Origin of the sequence: Mucilaginibacter pankratovii (assembly GCF_014773265.1) — a bacterium.
Classification (GTDB): Bacteria; Bacteroidota; Bacteroidia; order Sphingobacteriales; family Sphingobacteriaceae; genus Mucilaginibacter; species Mucilaginibacter pankratovii.
The window spans coordinates 668,116-682,256 of record NZ_JACWMY010000002.1 but is presented as its reverse complement, the minus strand read 5'-3'; the positions used below and the strand labels follow the sequence as shown (position 1 = coordinate 682,256).

Annotated in this window: 14 protein-coding genes; 12 read left to right on the top strand and 2 right to left on the bottom strand. The window is 44.5% G+C overall.

Annotated elements, in window-relative coordinates; translation table 11 throughout:
* Positions 1–18: 18 nt before the first annotated feature.
* The 4 genes from IDJ77_RS05575 to IDJ77_RS05560 all read left to right on the top strand — a co-directional run bounded on the left by IDJ77_RS05575 (position 19) and on the right by IDJ77_RS05560 (position 3,682).
* The gene (locus IDJ77_RS05575; protein ID WP_191187932.1) at positions 19–651 is read left to right on the top strand and encodes a response regulator; all 633 of its coding nucleotides are present in this window, start codon (positions 19–21) and stop codon (positions 649–651) included.
* A 77-nt stretch (positions 652–728) separates the two neighbouring features.
* Positions 729–2,342: a hypothetical protein gene (locus IDJ77_RS05570; protein WP_191187931.1), complete on the top strand. Its 1,614-nt coding sequence runs from the start codon at positions 729–731 to the stop codon at positions 2,340–2,342.
* 47 nt (positions 2,343–2,389) lie between these two features.
* The gene (locus tag IDJ77_RS05565; RefSeq protein ID WP_191187930.1) at positions 2,390–2,926 is read left to right on the top strand and encodes an outer membrane beta-barrel protein; all 537 of its coding nucleotides are present in this window, start codon (positions 2,390–2,392) and stop codon (positions 2,924–2,926) included.
* 24 nt (positions 2,927–2,950) lie between these two features.
* Positions 2,951–3,682, top strand: coding sequence for a hypothetical protein (locus IDJ77_RS05560; RefSeq protein ID WP_191187929.1), 732 nt, complete (start codon positions 2,951–2,953; stop codon positions 3,680–3,682).
* 67 nt (positions 3,683–3,749) lie between these two features.
* On the opposite strand, the gene IDJ77_RS05555 is transcribed toward IDJ77_RS05560, so the two are convergent.
* Positions 3,750–5,066, bottom strand: a complete 1,317-nt coding sequence (locus IDJ77_RS05555) for a zinc dependent phospholipase C family protein (RefSeq protein ID WP_191187928.1) — start codon at positions 5,064–5,066, stop codon at positions 3,750–3,752.
* Positions 5,067–5,220: 154 nt separating this feature from the next.
* Complete coding sequence (locus tag IDJ77_RS05550; protein ID WP_191187927.1) at positions 5,221–6,609, bottom strand: alpha-L-fucosidase; 1,389 nt, start codon at positions 6,607–6,609, stop codon at positions 5,221–5,223.
* Between the two features lie 193 nt (positions 6,610–6,802).
* On the opposite strand from IDJ77_RS05550, the gene IDJ77_RS05545 reads away from it, so the two are divergent.
* The 8 genes from IDJ77_RS05545 to IDJ77_RS05510 all read left to right on the top strand — a co-directional run bounded on the left by IDJ77_RS05545 (position 6,803) and on the right by IDJ77_RS05510 (position 14,137).
* A complete protein-coding gene (locus IDJ77_RS05545; RefSeq protein ID WP_224750980.1) occupies positions 6,803–7,222 on the top strand; it encodes a MerC domain-containing protein in 420 nt (139 codons plus the stop codon).
* Position 7,223: 1 nt separating this feature from the next.
* On the top strand, positions 7,224–7,658 hold the full coding sequence (locus IDJ77_RS05540; protein ID WP_191187926.1) for a Fur family transcriptional regulator: 435 nt from the start codon (positions 7,224–7,226) through the stop codon (positions 7,656–7,658).
* Between the two features lie 230 nt (positions 7,659–7,888).
* Complete coding sequence (locus IDJ77_RS05535) at positions 7,889–9,343, top strand: PhoX family protein (protein ID WP_224750979.1); 1,455 nt, start codon at positions 7,889–7,891, stop codon at positions 9,341–9,343.
* 67 nt (positions 9,344–9,410) lie between these two features.
* Positions 9,411–11,234 (top strand): cytochrome c peroxidase, encoded by a 1,824-nt coding sequence (locus IDJ77_RS05530; RefSeq protein WP_191187925.1) that lies wholly within the window; start codon positions 9,411–9,413, stop codon positions 11,232–11,234.
* A 95-nt stretch (positions 11,235–11,329) separates the two neighbouring features.
* Entirely contained in the window at positions 11,330–12,028 is a 699-nt protein-coding gene (locus IDJ77_RS05525; protein WP_191187924.1) for an HAD family hydrolase, read from the top strand.
* Positions 12,028–12,873 carry a phosphoribosyltransferase family protein gene (locus tag IDJ77_RS05520; RefSeq protein WP_224750978.1) on the top strand — a complete coding sequence of 282 codons (846 nt, stop codon included), beginning with the start codon at positions 12,028–12,030 and terminating at the stop codon, positions 12,871–12,873. Before IDJ77_RS05525 ends, IDJ77_RS05520 begins: the two co-directional genes overlap by 1 nt.
* Positions 12,863–13,417: a TerD family protein gene (locus tag IDJ77_RS05515; protein ID WP_191187923.1), complete on the top strand. Its 555-nt coding sequence runs from the start codon at positions 12,863–12,865 to the stop codon at positions 13,415–13,417. The genes IDJ77_RS05520 and IDJ77_RS05515 overlap by 11 nt, the downstream gene beginning before the upstream one ends.
* A gap of 105 nt (positions 13,418–13,522) precedes the next feature.
* The gene (locus tag IDJ77_RS05510) at positions 13,523–14,137 is read left to right on the top strand and encodes a TerD family protein (protein WP_191187922.1); all 615 of its coding nucleotides are present in this window, start codon (positions 13,523–13,525) and stop codon (positions 14,135–14,137) included.
* The last annotated feature ends 4 nt before the right edge of the window (positions 14,138–14,141 follow it).

The following is a 14,141-nucleotide window of genomic DNA, read 5'->3' as shown; positions in this document are numbered from 1 at the left end:
ATTTAGCTTTATAAAGCCATGACCCCGATCATCATTATAGAAGACGACGAAAAAATACGCAACTACCTGGGTGCGCTGCTTGCAGGCTCGGGCGAGTTTAACTTAAACGCGTCGTTTGTGAGCGCGGAGGAGGCGATGGAGTTTTTTCAGTGCGGCCTGGGCGATCCGGTAGAGATAGTATTGACGGATCTGCAACTGCCCGGCATGGCGGGCAGCGAATTTATCAGCTGGCTTAAACCCCTGCGGCCCGATATACAGATAATGGTTTTGAGCGCTTACGATGATGCTGACCATGTATTTAAAGCCCTGCAGGCAGGTGCAACGGGCTATGTGCTTAAAAATACGCCGTCTACCAAGCTTGTAGAATCCATCATCGATCTGCGTAAAGGTGGTAGCCCCATGAGCAGCCAGATAGCCCGTAAGGTGGTAATGGCGTTTCAGCAGCAGGTGCCTTATGTAGACGCTAAAGAAAGCCTGAGCGACCGCGAAAATGAGGTGTTGCTGTGGCTGAGCAAAGGCTTTAGCTACCAGGAAATTGCCGATAAGCTTTTTATATCTATAGATACCGTACGCACCCACATCCGCAATACGTACGAGAAACTGCACGTGCGTAATAAGAAAGAAGCGCTGCGCAAAACCGGTTACCGCTAACATTCTGATTACTACTTATATCACATTTTTTATGCTTTAGTCCGGAGGTATTTTTACGCACCTAATTTATGGACAGCATGAAAAGACTTTTATTAGTAGCAGTTGCCTTCGTATTTTCAACCCTTATCATTAGCGCGCAGGAAACCGTGCAGGATCTTTCTAAAAAGGCCGGCAAGGGTTTCCTGCTTAGCGCAGCCAATGCAGATGGTGCCTACACCATTACCTACAAAATTCCCGGAGATAAAAAGAAGAACGAGATATTTTACGAAACCTACCAATTTGATAACAACCTGAAATTTGTTAAGAATGAGGAAATATCCGAACCAAAGATCTCCGCCGAGGATAAACCCGATAAAACAGTAAGTGGTTTTTATGCCTCGGTAGGCGGATGCAGCTCTTTCGAGATACTGAGCATGAAGCTGAAGTTTACCAAATACAGCGACCTTAAAACCTGGGATTGCCGCAAACAGCAATACGTATTTAAAAAGGGTATCACATCAGAAGTGATCAAACCGAAAAATGGCAACGATAAATATTATGGTTTTGCTGCCTTTAACAGCACGGTAGACGAAAGCCTGTTTGTACTGGCCGGGCTGGAGAGCAGGGCGCACAAGGACGGGATGGATTTCTTTGTGCTTGGCGTAACACCCGAGCTGGAGATAACCGCTAAACCCGTTGATGTAAGCGGCTCGCAATCATTAGTGTATTCGCACCAGTTGGATAATGGCGATGTTGTGCTGGTATTTGCGCCGCAAAAAGGCGAGCCCGATATTACTGCTTATACCTACCTCAAATATTCCGACAAAGGCGAAATGAAAAACAAGGTGATATTTAAAAGCCCGTCGCCAAACCTGTTGATACAGGATGTGAGTGAGGATAACGGTTCGGTGTTTTTCTGCGCTACCTCAACAAAATCAAAAGAAGCCTATGGCGAAGTGTTTGAAAACTACGCGGCATCCATTGTAAACCCCTGCTTTACCGAGGGTAAGAATAAGCTTGATTTTAAATGGTTAAAAAAATCGGGCGAGAAAATGGAAAGCTTCCACCTACTGAAGTTTACCGATAGTAAGCTTGATTTTGCCACAACAGCAGCTATCAGCGATTTTAAATCGAAATTTAAAACATCCCCCGGTGATAAAGGTGCCGAGCCTTACAAAGGCGGCAAATTTACCATACAGCAATTTAAGGTAACCCCACAAGGTGAATACCTGATTGCCGGCCAGTTGAACGACCGCACCAACCTCGGCCTTGGCAACCCGGTTAACACCTATGAGGATGTGGTTTGCCTGCATTTTGACCAGGCAGGGCAGCTAAAGGCACAATACGGTGTTGGCAAGCTAAATAACGACAAGAAAAGCGAGATCTTCCCGATGGTGCAAAAGTTTGTGCCATCTAAAGACGGGAAAGCTTTATACTGGGTAATTATGGAGGTTAAAGGCTTTAAAGGGTACGAAGATTTCTTCGCGGCCTATGCCGGTAATGCCACCTACTTCCCGCGGTACTATCCGCGCATAGCAAAGTTTGACCTATCCAATTCCAGCATAAGTGCCTTCAGCGTGCTTGGCAACGAGAAATTTTATGTTACCAAAAACTTTACCCCAATAGCCAATAAGGCCGATAACAGCTATGTATTTGTTGGCAGCGATGAGGATTATAAAAAGCTATGGGTATCTAAATACATGTTTCAGTAATTCAGTATCACAATTAATAAAACCATTCACTAAATCTCAAACAAATCATGAAAAAATTACTACTCTTCTCCATGTTCCTTGCCTTTGCATTAACAGCCAAAAGCCAGTCGGAAGCGTACAAATCATTTAAAGTGGATATTGGCTTCGGCTATGCCATACCAGCACAAAGCGCAGGCACAAAAGGCGGCGTTACCTTTACCATTCAGCCACATTACCGGGTAAGTGATGACCTGGCACTGGGCTTGCGTTTAGAAGGTGCGGCTTTAGCTTACCAAACCAGCGGTGACGATACGAAGGTGTCGGTATTGGCATCATACAGCGGTACCGCCGAATATTACCTGGCAGATGGCGGTATCAGGCCGTTTATTGGTGCCGGTGCAGGCTTCTTTACCCGGGCATCAATTGATGTGGGCTCCGGCTCTACTACCGTAACGGTTCCAAGCGCAACCAAATTTGGTTTCTTTCCAACCGTTGGTATCGAGGCCGGGCATTTTCGCTTAGCTGCCGATTACAATATCCTGCCGGATAAAGGCGGTTACCTTGCTTTTAAGATCGGTTTCTTCTTAGGGGGCGGTAAAAAATAAACATCATACAAAAAAACAACTACCATGAAAAAATTAGCCATGCTGTTTGTTGCCGCAGCCACCTTGTTCCTATATACGGGGTGTGGAAAATCCGGCTCTAACAAAGATCCTGATTATACCTGTACTACCTGTACCACCACACCCGAAGCCAAAGTGGCAAACGATGCCAGCTTTAAAGGGGTATATAAGGGCGTGCTTATCGGCTCTACCGGTACTATTAAGTTTGATGTAAACAACGCGGGCACCACCCTCACAGCAACACTGGTAATAGATGGTGTTATTAGCACATTAACGGCAACCGTAATAGCCCAAAGCGGCCAAACACCAACTTATGTATCAGACTTTACCGGCACCTTAAACGGGCAGCCGGTTACCATCAAGTTTTCGGTAGGCTCGGGCGGGCAAAACCCGGTGGTAGTATCGGCAACTGTGCCGGGCCACACGGGTATTACCTTTGTACTGGCCAAAGAAACTTCAACAGCGCTGATAGAAGCGTTTGAAGGAACTTACGAAACCACCAAGCCCGAAAGCGGTACATTCAACATTATCTTATCCCGTAAACTGGCTTTGTGGGGTGCCTTAGCGCGTAAAAATGGTAGTACCGAAGTTGATAATGATGCCAATGGCACCATATCCGGTGATAACCTGGTACGTGAAGGTATAACTATTGCCACTATAGCAGGCGACGCGCTTGCCGGGGAATTTACTGATGGTAACAATAAAAAGGTGACGTTAAAAGGTAAACGCACTTTGTAAGATCGTTTTTTTCACCGGGGGCGTGAATTAAACCGGGAAGCTCTTGCGCTTAGGCGCAAGGGTTTTTTTATTGGGTGGATCCCAGCGGATTATCCAATAGCTTAAGGGTGTCCTGCCCTGTAGGTTTAAGCATTTTTATTTGTTTGAGCGATATGATAGCCTTCTTCCATTCTTTGCGCTGCTTCATGGCAGTTTGGGATGTATCAGCATCTTTATAGTAATCAACAATATTGCGCTGTAACTGCGGCGTTACGGTTTTATAATTCTTCTCCCGTAGCTTTATCAGAAGTTTATCATAAGTGTCATCGGCAAGGGGGTATTCGCCAAGCACGGTGGGTTTGCCGGTATCAAAATCTATATCGGGCAGCTTAAAACCACCGGTGCCAATTTGTTTTAAGGCAATTTCATATTTGGTTGTGATGGTATCAAAACTATTGGCAAACAACCGCTCCCCGGCCTTTCCAGGCGAAACATATTTCAACGTTTTTAGCGGGCCAATTTTCGGCATTATCTTAATCAGAAAAACGATCATCTTTGAGAAGAACTTAGACTCCTGCCGCTGTTTGCCATATTCCAGCTGGAATGATTTTTTGCTCATTTTGTACTGGAATTTTTTGGCTGTCATCCCCGGTGTCATTTTCAGGATAGTATCCTTATTGGCCTTAAACGCCGATTTAGTAAGCACCGGGAACAAATTGCGGATGCCCCAGCGAAGCGTGTTGATGCTGCCATTGATGTTGGAGAAGATGCTGCCAAGTTCCTGTCCATAGGTTTCATAAAAAGCCCTTTCCAATACCGGTACGGAGATATTAAACCCGATAAAATCATGATAGCCTTCTGAAGTGTAAGTGCCCCGGCCGGTTTGCAATACATCGTACGAAAACTCCATGCGGCTGTGCGATTTATGGTCGTCGGCATAAGTAACTACATCACCGAATTTTTTTTGCAGCTTGGGATAAATGAGGGGGATATTGCGGTTAGTTGCCAGCGAGTGGCCGTACTGGTCGGCCATGTAATGCGATAAAGCGCCCAGCGCGAAAGAGTATTCGTTGGCATTTTGAGCATCCCTTATCAGTGCTTCCACAAAATCGCCGCTGCGTACATAGTGCAGCAGATCGGTAAAAAAGCCGTTGCCGAATGGCATGTAACCCATATCGGCCACCATGGCACCGCCATAAGCATAGGAGTGGGCCAGTTTTATCTCCGGGCCGGTAAGGTTGGGGTATTTTTGTTTGATAAGCGGCAGCAGCGATGATTTCCACGACGCATCAATAATGGCCTCATGCGCCAGTATAGAGTACGCTTTTGACGACAGCGTGCCAAAAAGCAGCGTGAACGCTACCAGTAAGGTTTTAAGAACGGGGCATCGGCTTATAAGGTTCAATTTGGTAAAATTTGAAATTATAAGTTAATAAACACAGTAGCAATCATAAAGTTTTAAATGGCCCTTTTAGTACTTATAATTTACAAAAAAAACAGCCCTGCTATGTAAAAGCAGGGCTGGCAAATCGTGTGAATCTTAAAATGCTGAATCGTGTTTATCGGCGCTCGTTATAAACCCCAAATTCCGCTATAGATACCTGGTGGTCCGCCTTCTCTATCCAAATCCTTACCTTGTTGCCATAAACTTTGGCAAAGCGGTTCACTTTTACCCGGTTGGTGTTTTCGGTAGTTAAAATAGGTTTCCAAACGCCGTTTTGCATGTACTCTAAACGGTAATTGCTGATATTGGGTTTTTGCTCGGTAATGGTAACGGTGTTAAAATCGGTATCGTGGCCAAAGTCTATCTCGTACCAGGGTTTCTCTACCTTTGAGTTGGATGTCCAGCTGCTTGAGAAATCATCGTCGTTAGCGAAATCCATAATGTTCATGTCATCGCTCCAGCTGGAGTTAGAAACCTTGTGTTTGGCCAGGTTAGAGGAGATGATGGGCTCGCCGGTTGGTGCCAGCTTTGGCGCCGGGCCGTCATTTTTCCATAGATCGCCAATTTGTTTAAGCGCCGCCAGGGCGTTATCATCTACCAAACCATCGCGGTTTGGCGCAACGTTAAGGATGAAATTGCAATCTACCTTGTTTAGTGGAATAATATCCTCGTTCACCAGTTTGGCCGGGTCTTTTACAGGTGTTGTAGGGAAATCGGTCTTCCAAAACCAGGCGCTGTTGATGGGCAGGCAAGCCAATGCCGGCATCCGGTTGGTTTCTTTTGATATGCGTTGCCCGGCACCCATTTCGTAGGTTTTAATATCGGTATAATACAAACCTTCGGCGGGGTATTTGGCGCCGTTAAGGTCCATAATAACGCAATCGGGTTGTAATGATTTTACCAGGTGGTAGATATCCTCAAAGTTGATATCATCGTAAGAGATCCTGCTCCATGGCGCATCCCAGCCGTCTATGATCAGCGCTTCCACCTTGCCATAATTGGTAAGCAGTTCGGTTATCTGCGCCTTCACCATCTCAAAATGTTTTGGGGTGATGCTGTTGGGGCGCAGGCGGTGGTGGGTATCTAATATCGAGTAATAAAGCATCACCTTTAAGCCATTGGCGCGGAAAGCATCCACAAATTCGCGTACCACATCGCGTTTCAGCGGGCTGTTCATTACATTATAATCGGTGGTTTTGGTATCCCAGATGCAGAAACCGCTATGGTGCTTGGTGGTTAAGCATCCGTAGGTCATGTTGGCAGATTTTGCCGCTTTGGCCCATTGTGTTGGGTTTAGTTTTTTTGGATTGAACAGAGCGGGGGAAGCGTCCGGGTCGGGCCAGTCGGCCTCGTTATAGGTGGGCATGTTGTAGTGAATAAACATGCCAAATTTTAGGTCGACAAAGTTTTGCTGCAGTTCGGTTAGCGAACGCTGTTGTGCTGATGCCGGCAGGATAAAGATAACGGCGGTTAATAATGTAAGGGCAAAATGCTTGAATTTCATGGCAAAATGGATTGCGTGTAAAATAAAAGTTAAACATACGGCTTATCATGTTTATTGAGAGATATGCTGCCGGGAAATTTCTTAAACAAAAACAGCAAATATGTAAGCGATTTGGTATTTGTTAAGAAAAGCCAACAACAAAATTTTACAATTGGTAAATGCAATCATGTTGCATTAGTATTATCTTTGCAGCATGAGATCGTTAAAAATAGCCGCTAAACTGGATAATATAGGCATGACAGCTTCTACACTTTGCGCTATCCATTGCGCGGCTGTGCCTGTGTTTTTCACCAGCCTGCCGTTGGTAGGTTTGGGTTTTTTGGCTAATTCATGGGTAGAGTGGACTATGATCGGGGTTGCTTTAATTGTTGGCGTGATATCAATAGCCGGGTCATTTTTAAATTCTCATCACCGGGTTTTGCCTTTAGCATTATTGATCATCGGTTTTGCTACTATTATTTTAGGCCATATCTTTACAAAAGGCTGGTTGGAGGCTATTATTGTACCTGCTGGTGGTATCACTATCGCCATAGCGCATTTTGTAAATTATAAATACGCAGGTACCTGCACATCGGGCGATAGTTTTCTGCATGTAACACATAAGCATCAATAACATGGCACAGGTAAAAAACACCTATCAGTTTGAGGATCTGCTGGAGAAACACCAGCTGAAGAAGACCGGTGCGCGCCTGCGGGTGTTATCTATGATGTACGCCAAAAATACAGCCACTTCGCAACCCGATCTGGAGAGCGTAATGCATGATATAGACCGGGTTACCCTTTACCGCATCCTGAATGTGTTTGAAGAGAAGGGTATTATCCATAAAGTTTTCGATTTGAATGGTACCGCTAACTATGCTGTTTGCTCATCCGGCTGCCATGAGCACCACCATCACGACGAACACCTGCATTTCAATTGCACCGCCTGCAAAGGCGTATTTTGTTTGAACGAACTGAGTTTGCCCTCAATTAACCTGCCGGCAGGTTTCCAGGCAAGCGGCTTTACCTTGTATGCATCGGGCTTGTGCCCCAAATGTTCAGCACGTTAATTTCCCTATTCATAGTTGTTGCTGATTTGATGTTACCGGCGTCCTTCCTGTGCGGTGCAAAACACAGTAGTATCGTACGCAATGAATTATTAACGCTTAGTTTACACTCTTGTGTGTTTTTAAGTTTACCGTAGAATGGTTCTAAATACCCCCTTAACACAAGGTTAAAGGTGTACTTATTCGGTGATTACACTGGCGGGGTAAGTTTGTATGATAATAATTATACAAACATGAAAAACTTTTACCTTAAAGCAATCGGCATTACGCTTACTTCATCAGCGGTAATCACAGCCGGTTTTATCAGTGGTTGCAGTAAAGATAAAAAGGAGGAAGTAACTCCGCCTATTACGTTGCAAAACTATTCTAAAACTCCGGCGCTGGTATTAAAAAAGAGCGGCTTCGAGAGCATGGAAGTATTTTCCCTGTTTAGCAGCGAAGATGCGTTTGAACAATCACCAGCGTACGTGTTTGGTGGCTCAGCCGATGGTGCCGGAACCATTAAAACTGCAGACGGCGGTTTTATAATGATGGTAAATAACGAAGATAACTGGTCGGTATCCCGTATCACTTTCGATAAAAATTTTAAGCCTGTAAAAGGCGAATATTCGCTAAATTCAGATGGTGGCCAGGCGCGTTTATGCTCGGCAACAATGGCTACACAAGAAGTTAACGGCTTTGGTCCGCTTTACTTAAGCGCGGGCGAAAGTAATGTTGAAGCGCAAACGCATGCCCTAAACCCCTTAACTGCCGGGATGCAAACAAATACCCTTACCCAGGGCTTTGGCCATTGGAGCGCGGAAAATGCGGTTCCTTTAACAAAAGAAGCTTACACTGGCAAAACTGTTGTTTTAATTGGTGAGGATGCTGATGATGCATCTGGCGGCCAGTTGGTGCTTTATGTATCAAACACTGTTGGCGACCTGAATAACGGTACCCAGTATATGCTTAAACGTACTGATAACAACCAGATTGAAACCGAAATGACGGCCGGTACCACTTATGATGTTGAATTTGTGAAGGTAGAGAACCACAAAACCATTACCGGTGTACAAACACAGGCATTAGTTGACCCGCTAAAGGCCATTAAATTTGGCAGGGTAGAGGATATCGACTATCGTAAAGGTAGCGCCGAAAACAACAGGGAGATCTACTTTAACGTAACCGGCCAGGCGCCAACAGGTGTTAACGCTGCTAAAGTACGTACAGTATTTGGCCGTACTTACAAGCTTGTAATGGATGCTAATGATATGCTTAAAGGTAAACTGCAGTGTATACTTGATGGCGACAACGATAGCGGCCCGGCTAAAGACTTCCAAAATCCGGATAATATCTGCGTAACTAAAAACTACGTTTACATTCAGGAAGACTCTAACACCTACGGTGCAGAAACACACGATGCTTACATTTACCAGTACAACATTGCTACTAAAGAGGTAAAAGTTGTGTTGGAACTTGACCATCGCCGTACCGATCCTAAATTTGGCGCTACTGCTGCAAAGGGTAACTGGGAATACGGCGCGTTGGTTGATATATCTGATGTAGTTGGTATTGCAGATACCTTCACCTTATCTGTACAGCCGCACACCTGGGTTGGTGACGCATTTAAAAATAAAGATGGCGGCACTAAACGCCCTAATGAGAGCCAGGCCAGCCAGATTCTTGTGTTAAAAGGCTTGCCAAGATAATATCATTTAAGTTATACCAGGTCCCCCGGATATGCATCCGGGGGATTTTTTTGTTTTCGATGTTCTAATGAAGAAACTATTAATTATTGGCTGCCTTTTATGCGTTAGCGTATGGATAGCCTGCAGGCAGCAGAACTCACAAAGTAATGCAGACCAGGTAAAAGCCTTGCAGTTACAGCAAATAGCACAGGCTGATACTTCCCTGAAAACTTTAAGGAACCTGGTACAGGAAGGTGTTAGTGCAGATAAGTTACAAAAGGCTTTTAAACAGGCACGGCTTGATTATAAAAAGGCGGAGTTTTTAGTTGAGTATTATACGCCGGTAACTGCAAAAAGCATCAATGGCGCGCCTATCCCCGCGATGGACGATAACGACCAGCACAGGATAGATCTCCCCGAAGGATTCCAGGTTATCGAGCCGCTTTTGTTCCCGGCTTACAATGCTGCTAATAAAACCGAATTGCTAAAGCAGCTTGATATCACCATCCCGAGTTTTAAACGGCTTAAGCAATTAACAGAAAACCAGGAACTGGCCGATGCCCAAATTTTTGATGCCATGCGGATGGAGGTGTTCCGCATTATAACACAAGGTATAACCGGCTTCGATGCGCCCATTGCGCAAAATTCCATGGAAGAGGCGGCGGCATCTTTGAGTACTTTAAACCAGGTGTTAACTTTCTATAAAACCGCCGTGGAGGAAAAAGATCCATCGCTGTATGGCGAACTAAATTCGCTGATCAGCAGAAGTAGCCGGTACCTGATTAATCACCGTGATTTCAATGGTTTCGATAGGATGGCTTTTATACTTAACTATGGCAATCCATTGTCGGTAACATTGCTTAAAACATCATCCGCCTTGGGTATTAATAAGTTTCCTGAAATACGTGGATTAAATGCCAATGCAAAAACGCTTTTCGATCAAAATGTTTTCAATGCCGATTACTACACAGCCAGTTATGACGACCATAGCAGCCCTGCTAAAATAGCTTTGGGCAAGCGTTTATTTTTCGACCCGATACTATCGGGCACAGGTACCCGTACTTGCGGCAGTTGCCATCAGCCGGCTAAAGCATTTACAGATGGCCTTGTAAAAAGTGAATCTATCGACGGCAAGAAACAGATCAGGCGCAACACGCCAACCCTTTTAAACGCAGGTTTGCAGCCGGCCCTTTTTTATGATAACCGCGTTGCCTACCTGGAAGATCAGGCTACCGACGTGATCAATAATAAAGACGAAATGCACGGCTCATTGCCCGATGCGGTGAATCGGTTGGGTAAAAAAAAGGATTACGTTGCCATGTTTAACAAAGCTTACCCAAAAGCCAAAAGCGCTGTAAACGAATACAACCTGCGTAATGCTTTAGGCAGCTACATTCGCTCGCTTAATAGCCTTAATGCACCCTTCGATAAGTTTATGCGTGGAGACCGTACGCAGCTTACAGCAACTGAAGTGAGCGGATTTAACCTGTTTATGGGTAAGGCCAAATGTGCTACCTGCCATTTTGCGCCGTTGTTTAACGGTACGGTTCCGCCCGATTTCCGGAACATCGAAACAGAAGTAATAGGCGTGCCCTCAAAGTTGGGCAAACCCGGTATAGATTCTGACAAAGGCAAATACGAACTACGAAAGCTGCCTCTGTATCTCTACGCATTTCGTACACCTACGGTTCGTAATATTGCGTTCACCGGGCCGTATATGCATAATGGCGTTTTCACTACGTTGGAGCAGGTGGTAGATTTTTATAACAAAGGCGGCGGCCTTAGCGCAGGTGCCGATCTTCCAAACCTTACACTCCCGTTTGATAAGTTAAACCTTACGCCTAAAGAAGAAAAAGACATCGTAGCTTTTTTAAAGAAACTTACCGATAATAGCGCCGGAACAGGTGATTAACAATTGATTAATACTTAATTAATTGTTAATGATGTGTGTTTGCCGTTTTAGTTTGTATTTTACAAACACTACATAATTATGCTAAATTTTTGCTCATGCCTTACTATCAGCACTATTCGTTCGACCTGTGGTTAACACTCATTAAATCCAATCCCGATTTCAAGGCGAAACGGGCAAAATATTTCCATACACATCATAATGCTTTCCACAAATCCGAAGAGGATGTAGCCAAAATATTCCGCCAGGTAGACTTGATGGTAAACGCCGTAAACGAAAAGAGCGGTAAAAACATAGATGCCGACGAAATGTACCTGATGGTGCTCAATTTTATTCACGATGGTAATATAAACTTTGATGATGTAGATACCGGCCATTTGCACCTGAAAATGGAGGAGTTATTATTTCAGTATCCACCCGCATTGTACAGCCGTGTAACATTTTCGTCCCTTCAGCATCTAAAACAAAACAGTGAGAGCACTTTTAGCTTACTGAGTAATACAGGATACATCACCGGGAAAACATTGAGAAAAGTATTGGCGTTGCATAAGCTGGATGATTTTTTTGATTTTCAGCTGTATTCAGATGAAGTGGGCATGTCGAAACCAAACAAGGATTTCTTCAAGCTGATGTTGACCAATGTCGACATTTGCAGGCCGGGCAGAAGTGCTCCGCTCGGGGATATCATCCATATTGGTGATAACCCAAAGAATGATATCGTACCTGCAACAGCTATCGGGATAGATAGCCTGCTCATCAATTCGAACAAAAAGACCATCCTAAACCTTATTAACTGATGAACGCTACCTATTCATTACATCATATAAACAATACCGATAGCTTTGGTTTCAGCGCCGATGACTATAGTCGCTTTAAATTTGGCGACGGCAGGGTGTCAAAGTCATTCGGCACGGCACTGGCCGATGGTTTTATAACCCAACGCTTGGCCGTAAACCCTATCCGGCAGCAAATTGTGGTGATCTCGAGTCCGTATTCGTTCATTCCAACGGCCACCTTCGCCATGAAGAATTGGTTTGTTTATAGGTTGAACCACTGGCTGGCCCAGCATCACTTCCCGGTAGCGCAGGAAGCAAAGGTACACCGCACCATCACCTATAAAGAGGACTATGGAGAGCTTGATGCCGAGCAGCGCATGAAGCTGATAGGTAACGACCACTTCCACATCGATAAAGATTTTTTGGCAGGCAAAACGCTCATCTTCCTGGATGATATCCGCATTACCGGCAGCCACGAGCGCATGATCATGAAAATGGTAGAGGAGTACGGTTTAACCAATGATATTTACATGCTTTACTTTGCCGAACTGGTGAATAAAAGCATCCACCCGAATGTGGAGAACCAGCTGAACTACCATCATGTAAAATCAATATTTCATTTAGAGGATATAATAAAAGCGGCGGATTTCTGTATAAATACACGGATAGTGAAATACATGCTGAATTATGATTTTGACAGTTTTTGTGTTTTCATACAGGAACAAAACAATACATTTACCGAACAATTATATAATATGGCTTTAGGCAACGGGTACCATACCATCGAAGCTTACCGTCAAAACCTGGATCACATAAAAAAACGTTTACTTTTAGATAATTATAAATTAATAGAATATGGCAATTAGTCTTCAAAAGGGGCAGCGCGAAGCTATCGACGCTCCTAAATTTACTATAGGTTTAGGTTGGGATACCAACAGTTCATCTACCGGAGCAGCGTTCGACCTGGATGCTTCTATCTTCATTATGGGCGATAATAAAAAATTAGTAGCCGATGAGTTCTTCGTGTTTTATAACAACCTTAAATCTCCGGATGGCGCTGTAGAACATGCCGGCGACAACCTCACAGGTGCGGGCGATGGCGATGATGAGCAAATAAAAATCGACCTGTCTAAAGCAGACCCCCGCGTTACCGAAATTTGTGTTGTGGTAACCATACACGAGGCGGAAGCACGCCGCCAAAATTTTGGGCAGGTGCGTAACTCGTTCATCCGTATTGCTGATGCAGCTACCGGTGCCGACATCTTGAAATACGAGCTGGAGGAAGATTTCTCGATAGAAACAGCCGTAGAATTTGGCCGTATTTACAAACGCGATAACAAATGGAAATTTGAAGCAGTAGGCGCCGGTATGAAAGGTGGCCTGCAGGATTATTTGAATAAATACAATTAGTGAGTAGGGAGTGGTGAGTGGTTGCCAAAATCAATACCATTAACTGTTCACCACTCTCTATTAACTACTCACCATTCACTACTCACAACTCATAAAAACAACAAGATGGCCATTAATCTTCAAAAAGGACAGCGCATCAGCCTCGAAAAATCGGATGGTGCCAAGCTGCAAAATATATGTGTAGGTATTAACTGGGGCGCTATAGAAAAGAAAGGCCTTTTTGGCTTTGGCAGCACCAAAGAAGCGGTGGATCTGGATGCCAGCTGCGCTTTGTACGATGATCAAAAAAGGCTTTTAGAAGTAGTTTACTTCGGTAACTTAAAATCTAAAGACCAATCGGTACGCCACAGTGGCGATGACCTAACCGGCGATATGGGCGGTGATGATGGCATAGATAACGAAGTTATTACGGTAGATTTTTCGCGTTTAAGCCCGGCAGTAACCTATGTTGCCTTTGTACTGAACAGTTTCCGCGGGCAGGATTTTGGTGATATACCTTTCGCCTCTATCCGCATTTACGAGGGTACGCCAAAACGCGTTACCGAAATTTTCGCAAAGTATGATATCGCTAACGGCGCCGCCTTTAAGGGTCATGTATCTATGGTGTTGGGCGTGTTTTACAAAAAGAACGGCGAATGGAAATTTAACGCCATTGGTGAGCCAACTAAAGACCGCAAACTGGAAGAAACCGTAAAAACGGTGACACAAAATTATTTATAAGCTG

Coding starts and splice junctions, on each gene's coding strand:
- IDJ77_RS05550 (WP_191187927.1), bottom strand. CDS start 6,609: ATGAAATTCAAGCATTTTGCCCTTACATTATTAACCGCCGTTATCTTT.
- IDJ77_RS05565 (WP_191187930.1), top strand. CDS start 2,390: ATGAAAAAATTACTACTCTTCTCCATGTTCCTTGCCTTTGCATTAACA.
- IDJ77_RS05520 (WP_224750978.1), top strand. CDS start 12,028: ATGAACGCTACCTATTCATTACATCATATAAACAATACCGATAGCTTT.
- IDJ77_RS05540 (WP_191187926.1), top strand. CDS start 7,224: ATGGCACAGGTAAAAAACACCTATCAGTTTGAGGATCTGCTGGAGAAA.
- IDJ77_RS05570 (WP_191187931.1), top strand. CDS start 729: ATGAAAAGACTTTTATTAGTAGCAGTTGCCTTCGTATTTTCAACCCTT.
- IDJ77_RS05530 (WP_191187925.1), top strand. CDS start 9,411: ATGAAGAAACTATTAATTATTGGCTGCCTTTTATGCGTTAGCGTATGG.
- IDJ77_RS05535 (WP_224750979.1), top strand. CDS start 7,889: ATGAAAAACTTTTACCTTAAAGCAATCGGCATTACGCTTACTTCATCA.
- IDJ77_RS05515 (WP_191187923.1), top strand. CDS start 12,863: ATGGCAATTAGTCTTCAAAAGGGGCAGCGCGAAGCTATCGACGCTCCT.
- IDJ77_RS05575 (WP_191187932.1), top strand. CDS start 19: ATGACCCCGATCATCATTATAGAAGACGACGAAAAAATACGCAACTAC.
- IDJ77_RS05560 (WP_191187929.1), top strand. CDS start 2,951: ATGAAAAAATTAGCCATGCTGTTTGTTGCCGCAGCCACCTTGTTCCTA.
- IDJ77_RS05525 (WP_191187924.1), top strand. CDS start 11,330: ATGCCTTACTATCAGCACTATTCGTTCGACCTGTGGTTAACACTCATT.
- IDJ77_RS05510 (WP_191187922.1), top strand. CDS start 13,523: ATGGCCATTAATCTTCAAAAAGGACAGCGCATCAGCCTCGAAAAATCG.
- IDJ77_RS05545 (WP_224750980.1), top strand. CDS start 6,803: ATGAGATCGTTAAAAATAGCCGCTAAACTGGATAATATAGGCATGACA.